This is a genomic window from Chitinophaga skermanii, from assembly GCF_003259335.1.
Classification (GTDB): Bacteria; Bacteroidota; Bacteroidia; order Chitinophagales; family Chitinophagaceae; genus Chitinophaga; species Chitinophaga skermanii.
In genome coordinates, this window is sequence record NZ_QLLL01000002.1 from 357,981 (window position 1) to 380,378 (window position 22,398).

A 22,398-nucleotide genomic window follows, 5' to 3' on the forward strand; every position below is an offset into this window, starting at 1 on the left:
GTACCTTCGCAGCATGGAAAACCAATTTCTACAACTGGCTTATTTACAGGATGGCAACACCACCCAACAAGCTGCATTCGATTGCTTACAACAACACCAAGTATTCCAAGTACTTGCTGATTTCCAGCCCATTCTTGTAGGCACTATTCCCATTCAAATCGATATCCCTGGTAGCGACCTGGACATTATTTGCTCCACGAGCGATACAGCGGCTTTTGTTGATTTGATGTGGCAACAGTTTGCTAGCATGCCGGGATTCCAAGTGAAGGAATTTGTATTACGCGGGCAACACAGCGTGGTAGCAAATTTCCTGCTGAATGGGATGCCTGTTGAGATATTCGCACAAAATACGCCGACTACCCTGCAATTTGCCTATATCCATATGCTGGTTGAAGATGCTATCATACGGGAAAAGGGCGAAGACTTCCGGCAATCGGTTATCAACCTTAAAAAGGCAGGACTAAAAACAGAGCCTGCATTTGCCGAATTATTAGGCTTGAACGGTGATCCTTACGAAGCTTTATACGAATTGTATTTCGCATCTTACCAATAAAAAAAGTCGTCTCCACTCAGTAGAGACGACTTTTTCTTTTACCATATATCTTTATCACTACTCCATTACAGAAGCAGGGCGATTTTCTGTTGCTTTACCAAATTCGTAATTCGGTTTATTACCCATGTAAATCTTTACCGTACCGCCTTTCAGGATGTCGGCATGACGAATGTAGCTCTTCGTATAAGGCTTACCATTCCACTCGATTTTTTGTACATAGATATTCTCTTTACTATTGTTGACCGTTTCTACCACGAATGTTTTACCGGTTTGTACTTTGAAAGAAGCTTTATCGAACAATGGGCTACCAATTACATATACACCGTTGGCTGGGTTTACTGGGTAGAAACCTAACGACGACATAATGTACCAAGAACTCATTGCACCACAATCTTCGTTACCTGCCAAACCTCCTGGTTGATCGAAGTAGAAATCTTTCATCACTTGGCGTACTTTCTCTGCTGTTTTCCATTGTTGACCGGAGAAAGCGTACATATATGTTACGTGGTGAGAAGGCTCGTTACCATGTGCATACATACCAATTAAACCAGAGATATCGTTGGAAGCTTCTTCACCCATGTCGCCATGCGCTGTGAACAAGCTATCTAACTTCGTTGCAAAGGCAGCATCACCGCCCATCAATTCAATCAAACCTTCCACATCTTGCGGCACTAACCAAGTATACTGCCAGCCGTTACCTTCTGTAAAGTCGCCTCTTTCGTGTTTAGAATGGAAAGGATCGTACGGTGTTCTCCAAGTACCGTCATCCATTTTAGGACGAACGAACTTGATATTGGCATCCCAGTAGTTTTTGTAATATTTCGCACGTTTAGCGTAGTATTCGTAGTCTTTGGTTTTACCCATTTTCTTCGCCATCGCTGCAATACACCAATCATCAATAGCATATTCCATGGCTTTGGAAACGGATTCTGCTTCTTTATCTGCCGGGATATATCCTTTCTCTTTGATGTACTTCATACCGAAATCGTCGCGGGTAGAAGAGGCTTTCAATGCTTCGAATGCAAGTTCTGCATCGAAACCTTTAAAACCTTTCAAGTAGGCATCTACAATTACCGGTACGGCGTGGTAACCCACCATGCAATTTGTTTCACTACCCATTAAATGCCAGATAGGCAATTTACCTTGTTGTTGGTAAATAGCCAGTAAAGTGTTCACGAAGTCGTTCACTTTACCTGGGTTGATAATCGTTGTAAGCGGGTGTGCTGAACGATACGTATCCCATAAAGAGAACACGCTGTAGTTATCGAAGCCTGGGTTGGTATATACTTTCTTATCGGTACCACGGTACGATTTATCGTGGTCGTTAAATAAGCTAGGGGCAATCATGGTATGGTACAATGCTGTGTAGAATGTACGTTTTGTAGCATCGTCTTTTGTTTCAATGCTGATTTTCGACAACACATCGTTCCATTTCTTAGCAGCCGTTGCCGCAATACCATCAAAGTTCCACCCTGGGATTTCTGCTTTGATATTCGCTAAAGCGTTCTCGCTGCTAACAGGAGAAATACCCACTTTTAGCAATACAGTACCCGGGTTCTTATCGAATGAAATAACACCTTTCGCACGCTTGCCTTTTACTTCTTTGCCTTGTTCAAGGGCTTGGTCGTTATACACGGCGAAATGTTTAATGGGTTGATTGGTTTGAATAGCAAACCACAAGCGTTGATCTTCTGCCCAACCTTTCGACATTCTATAACCAACGAACGTGTAATCGTCGATTTGTTTTAAGTAGGTATCGGTAGATTGGTCCCAGCCGATGCCTTCTTTTAGATCGATAATGATATGTGCAGGATCGTTGGATTTGAAGGTATATTTATGAAACCCAACACGCTCAGAAGCTGTGAGGGCAACGTCGATATTGTAATCGTCGAGATGCACGGCATAGAAACCTGCTTTTGCTGTTTCGCGCTGGTGAGAATAATGAGAGCCGTAGCCGCTAGTAGGATCTTCTTGCTTGCCTGGGTTTACGCGTACTTTACCTGTGTAAGGCATAATCAGTACATCCCCTAAATCGCCAATACCCGTGCCGCTTAAATGCAACTGTTGGAAACCAATTACTACGCTATCGCTATAATGGTACCCACTGCACCAGTCCCAACCTTTTACAATGTTGGTAGGCCCCACCTGTACAGCACCAAAAGGCACGTTAGCCCCTACAAAAACGTGACCATGATCGCCGGAGCCAATCAATGGATCTACGTATTGTACGAGTGAAGCTTGTTTCTTACTGGCAACCGCCTTCGTTTGCGCTTGTACATGCACTGTGGAAATAGCCATCGCAGCCATGGCAATACAGCTGCTTTTCAAAATTCTCATCATTCAGTCGAATCTTTAATAAACAAAAATCAATTGGGAACCTCGTATAGCACCGGCATAGTGGCATTCACTACTATTACGTGGAAGCAGCAAGACACCTTGCCCATCATACTTGTTCACCTGTTTTCTCTGCCCCCTTACAACGCAAAAATGCAAGGGGTAAAGAACAAATATAATAAACCAGGCTATACTGTGTGCATCAGTAACGACGGGCATCTTGGATTGCTAAAGCGTTTTAGCAACTCAAGTCCACGCTGGGCGTGAAAAAAGCCCTTTTTTAGGGCTTCCTACAAAATTCGTTAGCACGGAAACTTTTTGATGATCGGCGACTAGAAAGGTTTCCGGGCAATAGTATTGTAACAAAAATGCATACTTCTTGAATGGGCATAAAAAACGGCCTCTTGTGGGGGAGACCGTCTTCATCTGCTGCTTCTGCTATTTAAAACCTGTTAGGATCAAATGCTGTTGTTGCGATACTGGTTTGTTTACCGGTAATTAACTCGGTGATTAACTTACCCGTGGCCGGTCCAAGGCTTAGGCCCATCATAGCATGCCCCGCTGCCACCACCAGGTTGTTACACCCTTTTGCGTAGCCAATAAGGGGTAAACCATCGGGCGAGCAAGGGCGATACCCGAACCACACCTCTTCCTGTTTGGGCATGGTTATACCTAGCCCCGGGAAATAGCGTTGAATAGAATTTACAATGCCCTCTACCCTACGCATATTTACTTGTTGGTTGATAGTGGTTAACTCCATGGTGCCTCCGTAGCGTAATTGTGCTTGCATAGGCGTTAGCGCTACGCGGGCTTCGCAAAGGATGGCGGGAATATTCAGCGTAGCAGTAGGTTGTTGCAAAGTAACAGAATAACCTTTACCCGGCATGAGCGGTACTTTTACACCGGCCATTTTTGCCAATTGGGGCGACCAGCTACCTGCTGCTAGCACGTAAATATCGGCCGTATGTTCTCCCTTCTTGGTGCGCACGGATTGAATACTATGCTGTTTTGTTTGAATACCTGTGACTTCGGATTCAGTCAAAAAGTGAACACCCCGTTGCTGTAGATACCCTTTTAACCGTGCCATTAGCTTATTGGGCGTAAGGTGTGCATCGCATTTATAATGTACGCCACCTAATACGTTGGCTTGCGCATTGGGTTCTAAAGCTTGTACTTGTTGCTTTGTTAGTATATCTACATCCAAACCCATGTTAGCTGCTTGGGATGCCAAACGTGCTTCTTCGTGTTCAACGGCAGGGGTTTGATAATACATGATAATACCATCTTTCCGTAAGCCTACATCTTCTTTCAACACTTCCACCATTTCCGTATACAATACTTTGCTGAGCAAATTTATATCTCGTAAGGGCAAGGCGGCTTGTTGTACATTTTGCGCATTGGCATGTTTAATAAACTGCAAACCCCACTTGATGAGCTGCCCGTTTAAACTAGGCTTCACATAAAAAGGGCTTCTACTATTCAACATCCACTTCAAACCTTGCGATACAATACCCGGTGCTGCTAATGGAACAAAATGACTAGGCACAATCATGCCCATGTTGCCAAACGAACAGTTATTATCAATATTTGTGCTATCAATAATTGTTACCTCATACCCTTCTGCCAGCATATAAAACGCTGTGCTCATACCAATAATACCACCGCCGATAATGATAGCTTTCATGTGTGATTGATTTAAGATTAGATAACTTGGAAACCGTGTGCATAAGGATCTTCATCATCGATGATGATGGTATTGTAGCCGTACACACGTGCCCAGCCTTCAATACCCGGCACGATGGCAGGTTTGCCGGCCACTGTTGTAACCGCTTCGATTGTACCCGCAAACTTAGAACCAATAATACTTTCGTGTACAAACCGATCGCCGGGGTGCAGTTTCCCTTTGGCAAACCATTGCGCCATGCGTGCCGAAGTACCCGTTCCACAAGGAGAACGGTCGATGGCTTTATCTCCATAAAACACGGCGTTCCGCGCTGTGGAGGTAGGATCGATAGGCGTTCCCGTCCACAGTAAATGACTTAATCCTGTTATATGCTCGTTTTCTGGATGTATGAATTGATATTTTTCGTTCAACCTTTTCCTGCATTCGCGGCTCCAGGCAATTAACTGCTCGGCTTTGTAATGTTCTAAACCGGGGAAGTTCGCTTGTGGATCAACGATTGCATAGAAGTTACCACCATAGGCAACATCTACTTTTATTTCGCCTAAGCCAGGGCATTCTACCGTTAAGTCTTCGGCGTAAAGGAAAGCAGGCACATTGGTTAGTTTAACCGATGTGACTTTATTCCCTTGTTGTTGGTAATCTATCAGCACAATACCGGCCGGGGTTTCGAGGCGAAGCTTACCGGGGGTTTTAGGTTGAATGAGCCCTTGCTCGATTGCAATGGTAACGGTACCGATGGTGCCATGCCCGCACATAGGCAAGCATCCGCTGGTTTCAATATACAGCACGCCTACATCATTAGCGGGGTCGTGCGGTGGATAGAGGATGCTGCCACTCATCATATCGTGGCCGCGGGGTTCAAACATCAGGCCGGTGCGAATCCAATCGAATTCGCGGAGAAAATGTAATCGTTTCTCCATCATGTTATGGCCTTGCAAAGTAGGACCACCGCCGGCTACTACCCTTACCGGGTTGCCACAAGTATGAGCATCGATACAGAAGAATGTTTTCGTAGCCATGGATAGATATTGGTTGAAGATGACAATAAAATTAAAGGGCCGCTTGCGTAAGCTGTGCATCTACCTTCCGCCAAATATGTAGCGGGTTAGCATCTTGCAAAGCTGCCGGTAGAAAAGCATCGGGGCAATCTTGCCAGCATAGTACGCGTGTAAAACGGGTGATGGCGTCGGCACCAACAGAGGTGCTATTAGCCGCCGTTGTAGCCGGGAAAGGGCCGCCATGTACCATGGCATAACTGACTTCCACACCAGTTGGTACGCCGTTGTAAATTAAGCGGCCGACCTTCTCGGCTAAAAGATGAACATCCATTGCATAGGATGTAAGATCTTGCGTGTTGGCCATTACGGTGCCTGTTAGTTGACCTTGTAAGGCTTCGAGACATTGGCTTCTTGTATGATCATCACACCATACAACGAGCGCCGTAGGACCGAACACTTCCACTTGCATTTGTGCATGTTGTACAAACTCCTTGGCCGTAACGGAGAATAAGGCAGGGCTTCCTTTTCCGCTAGCTTGTGCTACATCGCCTGTAAAGAGCGCTTGTACACCGGGTTGTGTTTGCAATGCATTTCGATTGACATAGTAATGTTCGCAGATACCGGGGTTGAGCATGGTACCTGCTGGGATGGCAGAAAGTGCCTGTTGTAACGCGTCGACAAAAGTTTTACCATCGGCATTATTGGGTACAAAGAAGATACCCGGGCTTGTACAAAACTGGCCAACACCTTGCGTAATGGAAGTGGCAAATTGCGTGGCGCATTGCTGGGCATGCGATGATAAGTATGAAGGTAAAAGCAGTACTGGGTTTACACTGCCCATTTCTGCGAATACTGGGATTGGTTCGGTACGAGCTTGTGCTGCGCGGAATACAGCCATCCCACCAAGGTAAGAACCCGTAAAACCTACGGCTTTCACGCTTGGATGTTGCACCAATTGTTGTCCTACCGTAGCGTCTCCAACAATACTGGCAAATACACCGTTTGGCATACCTGTCGTTTTCACAGCGCGTTCAATCGCTGTGGTTACCAAGGCATTGGTGCCTAAATGCGAGGGATGTGCTTTTAGGAGTACCGGGTTGCCGGCTGCTAAGGCCGATACGGTATCGCCCCCGGCTGTAGAGAAGGCTAATGGGAAATTACTAGCCGCAAACACAACAACGGGCCCAATGGGTACCCGCATTTTACGAATAGCTGCACGTGGCAAAGGTTGCCGTTCCGGCAAGGCGGTATCGATTACAGCTTCCACATAACTGCCTTCGCGGAGAATATTGGCGAATAGCTGTAATTGCGAAACCGTTCTACCGCGTTCGCCGGTAATACGGGCTAAGGGTAATCCCGATTCGGCAACAGCCCTTTCTAAAAGGGTGTCGCCGAGTGCTAGGATTTCTTGGGCAATACTTTCTAAAAATACAGCACGTTGCACGGCCGTTGTTTGCTTGTACTGCGTAAACGCGTACACGCTATTTTGCACGGCTTGTTCTATAACAGCTTCAGTAGCTGTTTCGAACGCACCTGGGAGATACGATTGGGTCGACGGATCAAACGCTTGCAAGATCATTCGTAAGAAGGTTGTGATAGTTGGGTAATGTTGGACGAATCGCCAAAGCATCGTCAATTACTTGCTGGATGGCTTGTAACTCTGCCCCTTCCAATGGTAAGCGTGGTGCACGAACATGTGTAGAACCGATACCGGTAGCTGTAGCAGCCAGCTTAATGTACTGTACCAGCTTTGGATGAATATCGAGTTCTAACAAAGGCATAAACCAACGGTATATTTCGCGGGCTTCTTCAATACGACCAGCTTTTGCCAGCGTATATATAGCCACGGTTTCGCGGGGGAAGGCATCCACTAAACCTGCTACCCAACCGTGTGCACCCATTACGAGGCATTCAAGGGCCAACGTATCTACACCACATAATATCCTAAAACGATCTCCGAAGCGGTTAATCATGCGGGTAACATTGGTAATGTCGCGGGTTGACTCCTTCACTGCTTGGATGTTCGGGCATGCTGCCAGCTCTTCGAACATATCGAGGGTAACGAGGATTTTATAATCAACCGGGTTGTTGTAGATCATAATCGGTAAAGAAGTACTATTTGCTACGGCTTTAAAATAGGTAACCGTTTCACGATCATCTGCTTTATAACGCATGGGCGGTAAAAGCATTAAACCCGACGCGCCTGCTTCCTCGGCCGCTTGCGCACTTTCTACAGCGGCAGCCGTGGTTTGTTCCGCGATATTCATAATTACCGGCACTGTACCTTTTAAAGCGGCTACGGCGAAGCGCACCATTTCATATTTCTCGCTGTTAAGCAAGCTGCTGGCTTCTCCTAGCGAACCGCCCAAAATAATACCATTCACACCGGCATCAAGCTGTGCTTGCAAATTCTTGCTAAAAAGTTCATAATCAATATTACCTAACGCAGTAAAGGGGGTGAGCAAAGCTGGAAATACGCCTTGCCATTGCTGTTGTACCATAACGCGACCTTGATTTTGTTAATACAAAAGTAGGTGGCCGCGCTGGGGGATTTCCACAGCTAATTAATCTTTTCTTTACATATTTTAACCCATTCACTATATTGCACCCATCAACCAAAAACAATATTCATCCAGTGAAAGTACTTGCATTTACCATCCCGCTCGCGCAACAAGCTACCGTAATTGTGCAGGAAGACCATATGCCGCATTTCTATGATCACCTGCACGAACATCCCGAAATTCAAGTAACCTATATTATCAAAGGCGAAGGAACGCTATTAGCAGGCAACTATATGGGCAGTTTCGCGCCGGGCGATATTTTCTGGATCGGTGCTCACCAACCACATATCTTTAAAAGCGATCCCGCTTATTTTGCGGGGAATAAAGACGTATATATACATGCCCTTACCTTCTTTTTCAACCCGGCAGAAACAGCGAAAGAACTACTGCATTTACCAGAAACGAAACAAGTGTTCGAGCGTATTAAATTGTTACAAAACGGGGCACGTATACTGCCGAATAATGCCGATCATTTCGTAGCACAACTAAAAAACCTGTTCGTACAACATAACTTACCGCGGCTGATTGTATTCTTGCAATTACTCGATCAAATATTGCATGAAAGCCAGTTACAGCCACTATCTACCAACGAAGCGAATTTTCATTTTAGTGAAGAAGACGGTGTGCGGATGAATAGGATTTACCAACATAGTATCCGGTACTTCAAACAAAACATTACCATTGCAGAAATAGCCGGTGTAGCACACATGACGGAGCCCGCGTTCTGTAGGTACTTTAAGAAAAGAACCCGCAAAACGTACATCCGCTTTTTGAATGAACTACGCATTGCTTACGCCTGTAAATTGCTGAAGAAAGAAAGGGACCGCTCGTACTCGATGATTGCCATGGAAAGTGGCTTTAATAATGTGACGAGCTTTAACCGAACTTTTAAAAGTATTATGGGCATGGCGCCCGGTAGGTACCAAGCGAAAGACCGTGATTTATTATTGTAATGATCGCTATTCTACCCACACTTCATCACAAGCCGTCATTACCTTCCGGTTGCGGGTAAAACGCCAAGCAGGCAATTGATCTAAAGGAATAGCTGTGAGCTTAATATAACGAATCTCTTGCTGCACTTCGGCCGCTATTTTCAAGAAGGAAATATCGTAATCTTCCAACGGTTCCGGTGTAGAAACGGTATCGATGGTTGTATACGTTTGACCATCGCGGGAGACTTCAATTTTCGTAAAATGGGGAGCAAAAATCCAATGCCGTGCATCTTGCAAGAAACGGGTTTGGATACGTTGTACTTTCATCACCTTCCCAATATCAATGGTAGCCTCGAGTGGATGATCGTATACCAATTGCCAGTTGTAGCTGAAATCGTTGTAACCCGGTGTTTCGTCGATAAGTGTTTGCAACCCGTTGGCAGGGTAACTGGCTTCGAATGGGTACTTCAATTTCACCGTACCTTTAGCAGCTAGGTTGGTGCGTACACCGGCTGCAAATATTTGTTGCCATTCCTTTTCATACGCATCGAGATGTATACCACCTTCCGATAATTCTTGCACGCCTGCATTTTTAGCGACCTTTAAAAAATGATCTACGCGGCGTGGGAAGTTTGCTTTTACTTGCCAAGTACCTTTTACTTGCTCGAAAATACCGTTCGCACGATGATGGTAAAAACGGGCTTGTTGCAAGTATACATACTCTTGCGACAGGCGTACTTCTGCTACTCGCCTCATACGTAGGGTATCGCCTTCTACAGCGGCTTCTGCTTTATCGAGTGCCGTACTAAATGCATCCATGTGAACGGGAGAAAGATACCTGTTATGATCGTTTACCGGGTTACCATAAATATCCAACCGTGTTTGCGCGGCTTTAATGGCATCGGTGAGTAGTTGTAAATAAGTGCGAATATATTGTGCGGCACGGCCGTAATAGTTATCGAGGAAATCGCGTTCCCATGTTAATGGGTCTACCGTAGGTGCCCATAGTGTTTTGGCGCTTACATAGCTTTTTAAAGCTGCCATATCACTATACGTATATCCACTACCCTGTTCAAATACACCACTGATACCCTGCGTTTCGAAGTATTGCAAATTTTGGGCAATTAGCTGGGCATTCATGAAAGGGGTTAAGTAATTCGTGAATTGCGTACAATAGTCCCACACCATGAGATGCGAAGTTTTATCTTTCCATGCTTGCAAATCCGCTCTAAAACTAGCCGCGGAAGGATCTTCGGCGATATTCTTCGACCTGAACGCATTGATGGTACTTAACATGATGTGTACATTATCGACAGGCTTTACGTGTTGCGGAGCACGTGCTGTATATAGGTAAGCGAGTGTTGTAAATTGTTTGGTAGGGAAACGGGCAGCAATTTTATTCACGAAGTGAATGAGCGAGCCTGTTGGGCCACCTTCCGCATCATCTACTTTCCTACACAAATCGCATTCACAAAAGCCGAGGCCATCGTTGGCGGAGATACTCCAATATACGGCTTCGGGGTTGGTGCGCATGGCGCTATCGAGGTATTGAATAGCGATTTGTAATACGGCTTCATTACTTAAACAAAGCTGTTCGGGTTTTCTTTCACCATTTACCAAGGAGAAATATTCCGGGTGTGCTTTGAAGTATTGGCGAGGCGGTACCAGCTTATAGAACGAATGTCCCCATAAGCCCCATAAAGCTTCGAACTGTTGCAGCTTGTGCCAGTCGCGGTATTCTTCATCCCAAGTAGCGGGGAAATATGTTTCGCGGTATATAAATCTTGGTGAGGCTTGTACATGGTAATTAGCCGGTACGGTTAAGTTAGCAGTAGCAGGAACGAAAGCCTGGGCTTGGTCGTACTTACGAGCTTTCATCACCTCTTCAATAAAGGCATATACACTGTAGATAATTCCTTTCCCTTTTGCTGCTGCGCTGAATTGAAGTTGTTGTGCATTCGCGTCGATGGCGTAGGCGCCGTCTTGGAACTGGTCGCCGCTGAGGATGAGAATGTTTTTATTATTGGTGGATTTCTCTAACACGGGAATTTGAGCACCTGTGCCACGGTAGATATAATCTTGCAAGATAAACGCTGCTTTTGTTTGTTCTTTGGAAGCTTTTGGTGGCAATACAATGTTGTATTGCGATTGATGGTTTTCAACCAAGGCAATTTGCTGTGCGAATGATGTAGTATGCATCACGATGAAACTAAGTAAACAAACAAAAATTCTCGACATATATCTTTAAAACCGTTGTTGCAAGCTAATGTAAAAATCGTACTGGTTATAACTGCCACGGGGTAAGTTTTGCTTCGTCCAATTGGCTATAAAACCCAAGGTAGTACTATACCCGATCGATTTCTGTATGCCTGCACCTATGTTATATGCTTTGTATTGATAGATCTCGTTGAAAAGGTTATTACGACTACGGTCGTCGGGCGATATGCCATAACCACCGAGTAGGGTAACGTAACTACGACGATCATCAAAGTAATAACGGTTTGTTAAGGCAAAAACCGGGTATACTGTTCCATTATCGAAGGTCGTGTAATTACGAATATTCACCCAATAATTATTCCACGATTTTGCAATGGAGGCCGTAGGTATGTACAAGTTGGCGCTATCGATACGTAAATAGCGTATACCTAGTTCTACCTCCCAATCTTTCGGTAGTGAGCGGAACAGGGAATAGCCTAATCGTACTTCCGGGAAGGCCGTGGTATTGGGCGCATAGCTAACGATACCATATGAGTAATATTTTTTACCATGTTTGATGTATGCTTCTAATTCAGCTTGTACGCCATCATCGGCACGGTTCGCGTAGTTTACACGGGCGGCGATGGTACCGAAGTTAAAATAGCGTAGGTATTGTACGCTCGTCATACTAGCGGTGGGAATATTGTTGCTATAGAACGATTGTAGGCGGAATACGCCGATCATGTTTTTATACGATTGATATTTGAGTTCTTTCGTGTATTGCTGCCAACCTGGCTCGGCGGGTGTTACTTGTTTGGCGGTATTATACGCGGCTTTGTATTCGTTTTTATTTTCGAGGGCAATGGTTTTATAGCGTAATAGGCTTGTTTCGCCGGGGAATAAGCCGAGTGTATAATTGGCGTAGCGCAAGGTGCTATCGTAATTGGATTGCAAAAGGTAATTGCGCGTGATTTGTGTGAGCAAAGTGCTATCATTGGGCTTCATCTTATTTCCCCCGTACAAATAGCGCAAAGCTAGTGGCAAACTATCGGCCTTCTCTGCTTTCCTGGCGGCTACTAAGCTTTGATCGATATAGAAATCGCGGTAATGATTATTCGATGATGCCATGTTTTGCGTAATGTATAGGGCACTATCGTGCTGGTTTTGCGCGGCTTTTACCGTGGCATATTTGAATTGATACGCTGTATCGGCCGGGTATTGGTGGCGTAGCAGTTGCATGTAATCGCCGGCTTGTTGCAACCGGTTTTCGCCCATCGATAAATTGAAGCTTTGTTCTAGGGCGTCTTTTTGTTGCGGGTCGATTTGTAGCACAGCGTGGTAGTATTGTAAGGCTTCGGCGTAATGGCCTTCGTTTCTAGCCGTGCGTGCTTTAAATAAGAGTTGGTCAACTTGGAGCTGTTTAATTTTCTCTTCTCCCGGGTATAAATTCCTCAATTGCGCCAATGTTTCGTTGGCGGCGGGTAATTGTAACTGCTGTTGCATATCCCATTTTCGCAATAACCAAGCTTGATCGTTCGGCACGTACAATAATGCTTTGTTGGCATAGGATAATGCGTTTTGTAATACACCGCGGTTAACTTCCAGGTTATATAAATATTGTAGTACGGTTAAGTTATTCGGTTGATGTTGCAATACAATGCGCCAATCTTGTAAGGCTTGCTGCGGCTGGTTTTGCAAAGCAAAAATCCTTCCTCTTACCACATATAAATCCCAATAATGCGGGTCTATTTCAATGGCTTCATTTATCAAATCCATCGCTTGATCATATTGCTGGGTTTGATTCAGTGCTGTAAGTGCTTTCTTATACACCTCATCTACACTTACCTTCTTCTGTCCCATTACAACCAAGCACGGCAACAAACTGCAACTGATAATGAGCACGAGTTTTTTCACTTGCATGTTGATTATTTATGGGGTGAAGGCAAAGCCACTTGTTGTTTAAATCCTTTCCGGAGCATATTGCCCCAGCTATGTTTCTTCCCGAATAGTTGGTAACAATATCCTTTCAAGGCAAAAAACACCACTAAAGGATGGTATAAAAGGGGTTCTATAAATGCCATTAAACATAAGCTCGCCGCTTCTTTCCATGTTTTGTAATAACTCGTCGTAATTTTATCCCAGCAAATAGCCATCGTAGTAATCAATATCGAATAAGTATAAATGAACACGAGTAAAATCAAGGCAAATTCCCAATTGATTTTCCCGGTTACTACGATATAGATGTAATACAGGATGCCTACTGTTTCAATAATAGGAGCCAATAATTCAAAGAAGAAGTTGTAAGGAAATACAATCCAACCTAAGCGTTTATACTTAGGGTTGAAAAGGATTTTAAAATGTGAGCCAAAAATTTGCAGCAAGCCACGTCCCCAGCGGGTACGTTGACGACCGTATATTTTTAAAGTAGACGGGCCTTCTGTCCAGCATAAAGTTTCGGGTACATATCGAATGGCATAGGGTTCTTTCTCCCGGCACATGTAGGCTGCCATGCGAATCATCATATCCATATCTTCCCCGAAGCTGGCGGGGTCGTAACCACCGGCTTTAATCACAATTTCTTTATCGAATAATCCCAAACCGCCGGAAACATTGGGTACAGCGTTCATCATCGACCAGCCTGTTTTTCCCAGTACGAATGAACGAATATATTCTACCTCTTGGAAACGCGGGAGCAATTCCCGTGGCGGACGTACACGCGTAATCATACCGGCGTCTACTTCGCAGGAATTGACCATGCGCAACGTGGCGCCGGTAGCAATTACGCGGACTTCCTCATCCATGAATGGTTGGATAAGTTTCAGTAGTGTTTTCGGGTCGAGGATGCAATCTACATCTGTATTCAAAAAGTAATTAAAGTGCGCAGCATTAATGCCTGCATTAACGGCGTCGGCCTTGCTTTTACCATTGATTTTATCGATCACCAGTAACTTGGCATATGCCTGGTTGGTAGATTTATAGAATGCCTTTACTGGCTGTGAGGGTATTTGTTGATAATAGGCATAAGGTACTTGCACAAGTTCGAACTCGGCGATAAGTTTCGTTAATGTATCGTCGGTACTGCCATCGTTTACGATAATTACTTCGAAGCGTGGATAGTTCAACGTAAGTAGTGAACGAACGTTGTAAATAATAGTAACCCCTTCATTGAATGCAGGTGCAATCACGGAAATACCCGGTGTAAGGGGGCTGGCTACGAGCGATACTTGGTCGCGCAGTACACGTTTTCGTTTATAATTGAGAACGCCTACATACGAGAGCATGGCGAGTAATGCATACAGCATGAAAATGGCTGTACAGTAAACGAACATCGCGTTTTCATATAACGATTGAAAAAATTGCCAAGTAATGTTCTGCATCAATATTTTATTAAAGGATTGAGTGCATGCTGCAAATGCAAATGTTCATCGCCTGCGCTTGTATTCAATAACTTTTCTATTTCGATGCCCGCGGTAAAGCGGTGCCGCTCGATGGATTTTGCGCTGTGTTTCCGAAGGAGGAAATCGTTGGCACTAGTATGGAAAATGTATTCCAAGAAAGGTAAATATCTACCGGTGCCGATTCTTCCTATTGCTTTTAGAATCTCAATTTGTACGGGTAGCTCTTCATACGAATAACGCATCACCAATATATCTTCGGCTTCTTGCGCCATAAGTTTACCGAGGCTATTCACCGCTTCTGCGCGGATGGCTACAAGTGGAGAATCCAATAAAGCGATCATGCGCGGGATAGCGTCGAACTGCATGAAGTGGACGGCCAACTTCAAGCTGAAAGACACAACGGAAGGATGATATTGCTCGTTCATCCACTTTGCAAATGCCGGGATGGCAAGCCCTTGCCTATCTGTAATAATTTTAAATAATTCGAACTGCTCCCACGATACGAGGGGGGCATTGATATGATCGAGGAAGGAGAAGGGATGATCTTCGCTGATTTTTACGATATAGCACCTGGCCATACCGCGTACATACCGGTTACGATGCTGGGTAAGGTGGAGGGCTTGGGATTCGTACCCACCAATTTCCATATTAAACAATTCGCCCAAGGCCCCTACTTTCTTACTCCAACTTAAAGCGTGTAAATCCCTAGCAGCATCCTTCTGTAAGCCAAGCGCGATATACAATTGGCGTAAACTCTCCGACACACTGCCGCTGAAATTCGATCGATATTTCTGTAACCTGTGTACTAAAATACGGCGCGCCCAACGTTTGTGTAAAGGCAAATGTTGGAACGCTGCCGTAGGTAAAAAAACAATTGTGGCAATATCTCTAACAGGTTCGCTGGAAATAATATGTTCCATAATCAACATATCAATCTGCGAACGTAAACGTTGTCCGCGCCTACGATAATAAAAACGTATCACACGAATCATCAATATACGGAGAAACACCAATACTGTAGCCCCGATAGCGAGTAACGATACAACAATCGCTCCTTGGATGAACACAGGTAAATCGTAGAACGATTGTGTTTGCCAGCTATACGGGAGTATGGTGTATCCTAGTTTCATACAGCAGTTTTTTCTATCAGCCGGTTGACACGCAACACGAGCTCTGATGGTACAAATGGTTTCCTCAAATAATCGTCCACCCCTAGTTCAAAACCATCTGTGATGGACGATTCATGTGTGATCGCTGAAATAATGATTACCGGTACATTCGTGTTGGTGCTACTATTTTTAATCTTGCTCACTAATTCGAAACCATTGGCGAATGGTAACATAATGTCGGTGATCACAAGATCATAATGATTGCCGGTTAAGGCAGTCATCGCATCTTTCCCGTTGGCAGCTAAATCAACTATATATCCTTGTTTTTTCAAAATAAGCTCGATCGTACGCAACATCAGCGTATCGTCTTCGATTACTAAGATCTTTTTCATAATCATCTCGTTCAAGTCAGTAAATACGGGTTCGATCGGTCGTTTTAACCAATGATTACAACCAATGCGATTGAAAATTTGAGGGCAGTAAAGCGAGAGGAAATTTGTGAATTACGGTTTAAATTTAGATTAGACGAAATTACTCTCTGAAAATACTCGTTGTAAAGTCTTTACACTGCTAACGCAAGCCCAACGAGGTTTTTGGTGTATAAAGATATAATATCAATTTTTGCTATGCCAATTGTTCACTAGGGTGCATAGATATATGCGAAGGTTACAACAACAATAAGATCAAACTTGCAAAGCATTAAATAAATAAACACTATATCGCTTTGCTTAATTTACTAGTTCTATCTGCCGCGAAGATACGATCCCTTTTTATGCAACCCAAGAACCTTTGTTGTATATTCTATCCCTTAACTACAATTTAACAACTTTAAATAGTCCTTCCCTGGAAACAAAGCACCCATCTACGTTTGAGCACCTTTGCAAAATACATACGTAGCTAGATGCGGAATAGATGTAATAATTTTGTTAATATGATTTAATAAGGAAATATAACCAGAAAGACTACACGAAATAATATAATCATTGTTGGAAGAATAGCCTTGAGTGTTTGATTGACCTGGTTGAAGATTTGCGTAATGTGCTGTATGCATTGCAGGACAATAATTCGTGTAGTCATTTTAGTGAATGACATCTTATATTGAAATAAGTAATTACTTACCTAGTTGCCAAGTTATCTCACTACAGCACGCATAGAAATTTATCTTAATTGAACAAGTTCGATTCCCCTCCTAGTTTCTCGCGGTAGTAGGCAATTTTGAAAGCTTGTACAGGGCTTTTCTCGCTATTGAAACGCTCTTGATGTTGCAAGAATGCTTTGGTTTTGGTAATACTCCTATTGGCTACACCTGATGGGGAGTACAAAACGGTGAGCTTTACGGGGCGACCAAATATGGCTGGGTCGGCCACCCAGCACCTATTTTCGCGCATGCTAGCGGGGATTTTCACTTGTAAAATATTTTCCATGAATATTTTACAGGCGTTGTTTTTGCCGAAGCCGCTGGTGAATAGCACTTCGTTAATTTGACTGTTCTGGATAGTAGAGATGAGGCCGGTGTTGAATTGAAGGGGCACGAGGTCTTCATCGAGGGCGGTTACTTTGCCATTAACGGGGATGCGTTCACATTGTAATAAAACATCACTCATGGCTATTTTGCGCTTTTCTAGGAAAGCGATAATGGCTTGTAGATTGTTGTAGGCAGGTAATTCCCCCGGAAAGGCGGCGGCTATTAAGCGCCAGATCGACATTGATTTGCCATAGAAGAAGGGTAATGGGAAATGTTGGTGATCGTGCGGGTGAATGGTGCCTAGCACTAGCTTTTCGGATGAGGGAGCAACGGGGTATTGGTGTATATATTGATGTTCCGTGATAATCGCCATAATCAATCGCCTACAAGTTTTCACAAAAATACCATTATTCTCGTTTATAAACCGTTAAACAAAATATCACTAAAATTCCCCCCAGCAACTTATCTTTACGGGTAATAAATCATAAACCACCACCAACCATGACAACTTTTAGCAAGCTAATTCTTGCTTGCGCGTTCGTATTCGCCTTTTCCGGCCTACATGCGCAAGAAACGCAATTCCTACAAGGCAAATTTTCCGAAGCCTTAGCAAAAGCCAAAGCCACTAATAAACCCATCTTTGTAGACCTTTATTTCGAAGGTTGTATGCCATGTAAAAAAATGGACCAAGAAACTTTCAAAGATGAAAAAGTTTCCAACTACTTCAATGAAAACTACGTTTGTTACAAAGTAGATATTTTCAAAGAAGAAGATGGTAAAGTTCTTTGTCGCAAATTTGCTGTAAGTGGCTTCCCTACTTATCTTTTCTTAACACCGAGTGGTCAATTCGTAGAAGGCTCCAGCGGTTTTACCGGTGCTGATCGTTTCTTGCCATTAATGCAAGCTTCGAAAGCATTGGCCGATAAAAACCAAACGCGCCAGTTCTCCGCGAAACTCGATGAGAGCTACCCTGCTTTCTATTCCGACGGTTACTTAAACCCGAAAAGCGGTATCGACACAAAAGCGGCGATCGCTACGTATGCTGCAGAAACGAACAAGTACACAGCAGAAGTAAACTTCGTAGTACAATCACGTTACTTCAACAGCATGCCAACCAACATCAAAGAAGCTTATTTCGCTAACATTCACACGAATGCGAAAAACTTCAATGCTAAAACAGTCGCTAATTGCATTTATAACTACTGTAAAGTTAAAGCCGAAGGCTTTGCCGCGAAAAACGACCAAGCAGGTTTCGATGCCATGATTAAACATGTTCGTCCTGTTTTCACAGAGCATGATTGGGCTATTTTCGGTAAAATTATGTACGATGGTTATTACACGAAATTGAACAATACGGCTGCTTATATCGATTACGTAGGTGCAAGTTCTTTTTACGATATTATAGATAAAGCCAACATTGTATTCGAAATGTTACCCAAATTGAAAGACAACGCTGCCTTAGCTACGAAAATGGGCGCTTGGTTCAATGATAAAGAAATCAATGCGGTACCTTACAAATATTCAATTGCGAATGTTTTTTACGCGGCTAGCATTGCAGAATACTATGCGAAAAACCAAGCAAAAGCATTATCTTATGGTAGAAATGCAGCGGAATCGGCTGCTGCCAACAAAGCGCCTAATTTAAAAAACATAGAAGATTTCTATAAAGCATTGCAAAATAACCAGCAGGATTACGTGGTAACACCTGCTCATGCTATTAAGCCAATGATTATGAACTAATTCATCCTGCACCTCGCTACAGCGGGGTGCCGTTTTTCTTATTCCTAACATTTACCAGTATGCTTAAAACAACCATTCTAGGCACATTTTTGACGGCCATGGCTATTGGTGCATATGCACAAGACAGCCTAACCGTGCAAGCGAATTTAAAAGGCTTGAAAGGTGGTACCTTAATCATTTCCTACCCAGGTGCTCCTAAAGGAGGCCAAACGATTGAGGCTACATCCGACAAGGTTTCTTTCAAATTACCTAAACGCGAAGAGTATTACGCTGTTTCAGCCCGTAATTCAAATTATGCAACGCGTACTTATGTGAATTATAAGAATGATACTATTCGCACACCAACAGGCTTTTTCGAGTTTCTTGCGAAAGAAAAGGATTTAAAAATCGAAAGCGCTACGTTGAGTTACGAAGACTATTATGCAACCGGCGATGATACTAACAATGACTATTCAGCATTGAAGAAATCACTCGCTGCTAATAGGGCAAAGCGTGATGCATTAAGTACACAGTATGCTCAAACAGATCCTGCCACCAACAAGGAATTGCTGGAAAGCTTGGGTAAACAAATGTCGGCTTTAAGTGGAGAGCGTTCTAAAGCGGAATACACTTACATCAAAACCCATCCAGGTAATTATTTGAGTGTGTATTTATTGAGCAAGATGCCGTATTATTTTTCAACGCATCGTTATCAAGAAACTTATAACAACTTAGCGGCTACCTACAAAACAACAGCAGCAGCAAAGAGTATCGAAAAAATTATTGCTGATAATGCGTTCATGAAAAATGGGGATGTTACCACTAACTTCATCAAAACTGGCTTGGATGGCAAACCGGTTGATTTAGCGCAATATAAAGGTAAAGTAGTGATCCTGGATTTCTGGGGAAGCTGGTGTGGCCCTTGCCGTGCTAGTCACCCGCATTTGAAAGAGATATATGAGAAGTACCATGCAAAAGGGCTTGAAATTATTGGTATTGCTGCTGAACGTAGTAAAACACCTGAAGATAACCAAGCTGCATGGCGCAAAGCAATTGAGGAAGATGGCATCCATTGGGTGCATGTTTTAAACAACGATCCACAAGGTATCGATGTTGTAAAGACCTACGGCGTACGTGCTTTCCCAACGAAGATTGTACTCGACCGTGAAGGCAAAGTAATTATGCGTATGACTTCTGCAGCTGCCGGTGATGAATTAGATGAAATTCTAGCTGGTCAACTTAAGTAGTTTTCATATCCCACGACAGAGCGGTCATTCATTTTTGGATGACCGTTTTTTTGCTCCAATAGTAACCCTCCCCCATGGTTACTACTACAGCCCAAAGCCAGCTAAAGGTTACAAACAACATGTCAAAGAACTGGTAAAACGTTGTTACACCCCGAAATTACCGCAAGCCTTTGCAATTACAAAACGACGTGCCGGAAAATGCCGCTTTTAACCGCTTTTGACCGGTTTCTGCCGGAATATGCCGCTTTATGCCGCTTTATGCCGGAATGTGCCGGAATGTGCCGGTTTTTGCCGCTTTTTACAAGGTAAAGCCAAGGAATTGTAAGGTGGGTGTTGGCTGAATGTCGACAAAAAGCTTAGGTAAGCTCAGTAAAATGGGCGAAAAACAAGGAAAAAGTCGACAAAATGTCGGCTTTTAGTCGGTAGCCCCCTTGAAAACACTGGGGGTTTGTCGGTGAAATGTCGGTGGAGAGTCGGTGAAAAATGATAAAAGTGTTGATTTTACAGGGGTTCTTTGTGGAGATCATTCGAAGTGATTGAGTAACAATACACTTTTAAGAGGGAAAAATACAGGTTGGCTATGAGAGAGGGTTTACACAAACGTCATATAAAATAGAGGCCCGCATGGCAAGCATGCGGGCAATTATTTACTCAGATAAATACACCAAGTGCAAAATGATTGTGTGCTTATTGTGGTTTATAAGCTACGCTTATGATTTTACCAAAGCCATTATTAGAAACGATTAATTTTAAAGGATCAGAAAACTGCGGCACTGTGAAGCGCTCCCAAGTACCACACGATTCTGCAGGCAAGCTTGGATCGTATGTAGCAATACCTAAACTACCTCTTACAAAAGTTTCTTGGAATGCCATGAAAGAAATTTTCTTGTTGCCATAATCTTTTGCAACGTAGGAAGCATAAGTACTGATATCGTATTTGTACACTTTACTACCTACGTTATAGAACACGAAACCGTAGTTATCATCAATGCAAAAGTTCTCGCCCTTTTCAATATCAATACCCTTCATTTCTTCCCAATAAGTTTTCCTAATATTTGCGCCAGTGGTTGATATACGCAATAAATGGAGTTTTTTAGTTGTTTTATTTTCCATGATAGCGAATGCTTCACCACCACCGAAATGGCTTCTAACCATGTAACGCAAATTGTAATTACGATCTTGGTAAGAGAAAGTACTATCTGCAGCATCGGTTGGCATCGACACACAGTTTACGGCACCTACAATATGGCGAACAAATCGATGATTTGTTTCATCATACAAGATACTTGGTTCGCTGCTACTACCACTGATTGAAATGTATTTAGATGCTTTAAACGTATAAGGTTCTGTAGAAATTTTATTGATGGGCACACCGTACCTAACACTCCTAGAATAGTTGTAATAATAGATATTCGTGTCTTCCTTCATGTACGAAACTGTTTGAATTTTTGAACGTACCCAATCCGGTGCAAAGTTATCTTTGATATCACCAGAAACTTCATAACGAATATTATTCAAAGCATTCCATTGCATGGTTTCACAGTCAATACGCTGGGTTGTTTGACTTGTTCCCACATGGATGCCGTAGTAGATTTTTGTGCTATTATTTTGTAAGCAATAGCAGCTTACAAATTTCGGTGATCCTTGCAAGGTAACGCCTGATTGTAGTTTATCAAGCACGTCATAGTATAACCTAGCAGAAGAATCGTTTCCTGCAACCATATCCAAGCGGGCTTGACCATTTATATCCGACAATAACATCCAACCTACGGAAAAATCACTTGTGATTTTCAAATTCCATTTGTTGTACACGGCGTAGTTGGTGCGCTTATCGGTGATTTTTAGATAGAGTGCATAATCGCCGGTTAATAGCCCTATTGGGAAGCGTAAATCGCGACCACCACCTAAATCCTTTCTTTTTCCTGTGATAGCTGTTAAACTACCTGTAAAAGCGTAATATTCGAAGGTATAGTTAGCTGTATCGACTAGCGGTTTTCCATCCATTAAAATCTCTGGATCGATTTTCAAGGTATCTCCTACTTTGGCAGAGAAGCGGTCTACAGGCAGCACTACCGTCAGTTTTTCAGGATCGGTATAATCGTAATTCCCTTTGTCTTTATAACAAGCTGTGAGCATAGCACTGGCTACAACGGCTATCATCACAAATATTTTCTTATACATACTGTTTGGTTGAATTGATTG

General features: G+C 43.4%; 16 protein-coding genes. 4 read left to right on the forward strand and 12 right to left on the reverse strand.

Going from position 1 to position 22,398, the window contains the following annotated elements:
- Positions 1–13 precede the first annotated feature (13 nt).
- Positions 14–553, forward strand: a complete 540-nt coding sequence (locus LX64_RS05540; protein ID WP_111596626.1) for a DUF4269 domain-containing protein — start codon at positions 14–16, stop codon at positions 551–553.
- Between the two features lie 57 nt (positions 554–610).
- Here the strand turns inward: LX64_RS05540 and LX64_RS05545 are convergent, their stop codons facing one another.
- From LX64_RS05545 to LX64_RS05565, 5 genes are all read right to left on the reverse strand, one after another.
- Positions 611–2,893 carry a GH92 family glycosyl hydrolase gene (locus tag LX64_RS05545; RefSeq protein ID WP_211324738.1) on the reverse strand — a complete coding sequence of 761 codons (2,283 nt, stop codon included), beginning with the start codon at positions 2,891–2,893 and terminating at the stop codon, positions 611–613.
- 436 nt (positions 2,894–3,329) lie between these two features.
- Positions 3,330–4,571: an NAD(P)/FAD-dependent oxidoreductase gene (locus LX64_RS05550; protein ID WP_111596628.1), complete on the reverse strand. Its 1,242-nt coding sequence runs from the start codon at positions 4,569–4,571 to the stop codon at positions 3,330–3,332.
- A 17-nt stretch (positions 4,572–4,588) separates the two neighbouring features.
- The gene (locus LX64_RS05555; RefSeq protein WP_111596629.1) at positions 4,589–5,590 is read right to left on the reverse strand and encodes a 4-hydroxyproline epimerase; all 1,002 of its coding nucleotides are present in this window, start codon (positions 5,588–5,590) and stop codon (positions 4,589–4,591) included.
- 31 nt (positions 5,591–5,621) lie between these two features.
- On the reverse strand, positions 5,622–7,148 hold the full coding sequence (locus tag LX64_RS05560) for an aldehyde dehydrogenase (NADP(+)) (protein ID WP_111596630.1): 1,527 nt from the start codon (positions 7,146–7,148) through the stop codon (positions 5,622–5,624).
- Positions 7,129–8,070 (reverse strand): dihydrodipicolinate synthase family protein, encoded by a 942-nt coding sequence (locus LX64_RS05565; RefSeq protein WP_111596631.1) that lies wholly within the window; start codon positions 8,068–8,070, stop codon positions 7,129–7,131. The genes LX64_RS05560 and LX64_RS05565 overlap by 20 nt, the downstream gene beginning before the upstream one ends.
- A 134-nt stretch (positions 8,071–8,204) precedes the next feature.
- Here LX64_RS05565 and LX64_RS05570 point away from each other — a divergent pair, with 134 nt between their 5' ends.
- On the forward strand, positions 8,205–9,083 hold the full coding sequence (locus LX64_RS05570) for a helix-turn-helix domain-containing protein (protein ID WP_148707203.1): 879 nt from the start codon (positions 8,205–8,207) through the stop codon (positions 9,081–9,083).
- A gap of 6 nt (positions 9,084–9,089) precedes the next feature.
- Here LX64_RS05570 and LX64_RS05575 read toward each other — a convergent pair whose 3' ends face one another.
- The 6 genes from LX64_RS05575 to LX64_RS05600 all read right to left on the reverse strand — a co-directional run bounded on the left by LX64_RS05575 (position 9,090) and on the right by LX64_RS05600 (position 17,627).
- A complete protein-coding gene (locus LX64_RS05575; RefSeq protein WP_111596633.1) occupies positions 9,090–11,300 on the reverse strand; it encodes a DUF4838 domain-containing protein in 2,211 nt (736 codons plus the stop codon).
- Between the two features lie 6 nt (positions 11,301–11,306).
- A complete protein-coding gene (locus LX64_RS05580) occupies positions 11,307–13,178 on the reverse strand; it encodes a YaiO family outer membrane beta-barrel protein (protein WP_111596634.1) in 1,872 nt (623 codons plus the stop codon).
- A gap of 5 nt (positions 13,179–13,183) precedes the next feature.
- Entirely contained in the window at positions 13,184–14,635 is a 1,452-nt protein-coding gene (locus tag LX64_RS05585; protein WP_111596635.1) for a glycosyltransferase family 2 protein, read from the reverse strand.
- A complete protein-coding gene (locus LX64_RS05590) occupies positions 14,635–15,786 on the reverse strand; it encodes a HEAT repeat domain-containing protein (RefSeq protein ID WP_111596636.1) in 1,152 nt (383 codons plus the stop codon). The genes LX64_RS05585 and LX64_RS05590 overlap by 1 nt, the downstream gene beginning before the upstream one ends.
- A complete protein-coding gene (locus LX64_RS05595) occupies positions 15,783–16,157 on the reverse strand; it encodes a response regulator transcription factor (RefSeq protein WP_211324739.1) in 375 nt (124 codons plus the stop codon). The genes LX64_RS05590 and LX64_RS05595 overlap by 4 nt, the downstream gene beginning before the upstream one ends.
- Before the next feature lie 771 nt (positions 16,158–16,928).
- Positions 16,929–17,627: a uracil-DNA glycosylase family protein gene (locus LX64_RS05600; RefSeq protein ID WP_148707204.1), complete on the reverse strand. Its 699-nt coding sequence runs from the start codon at positions 17,625–17,627 to the stop codon at positions 16,929–16,931.
- A 104-nt stretch (positions 17,628–17,731) separates the two neighbouring features.
- Between LX64_RS05600 and LX64_RS05605 the strand changes: the two genes are divergently transcribed.
- Together LX64_RS05605 and LX64_RS05610 are read left to right on the forward strand one after the other, a co-directional pair.
- Positions 17,732–18,970 carry a thioredoxin family protein gene (locus LX64_RS05605; protein WP_111596638.1) on the forward strand — a complete coding sequence of 413 codons (1,239 nt, stop codon included), beginning with the start codon at positions 17,732–17,734 and terminating at the stop codon, positions 18,968–18,970.
- Between the two features lie 59 nt (positions 18,971–19,029).
- The gene (locus LX64_RS05610; protein ID WP_111596639.1) at positions 19,030–20,196 is read left to right on the forward strand and encodes a TlpA family protein disulfide reductase; all 1,167 of its coding nucleotides are present in this window, start codon (positions 19,030–19,032) and stop codon (positions 20,194–20,196) included.
- A 687-nt stretch (positions 20,197–20,883) separates the two neighbouring features.
- On the opposite strand, the gene LX64_RS05615 is transcribed toward LX64_RS05610, so the two are convergent.
- Complete coding sequence (locus LX64_RS05615) at positions 20,884–22,377, reverse strand: PKD-like family lipoprotein (protein ID WP_111596640.1); 1,494 nt, start codon at positions 22,375–22,377, stop codon at positions 20,884–20,886.
- Between the last annotated feature and the right edge of the window lie 21 nt (positions 22,378–22,398).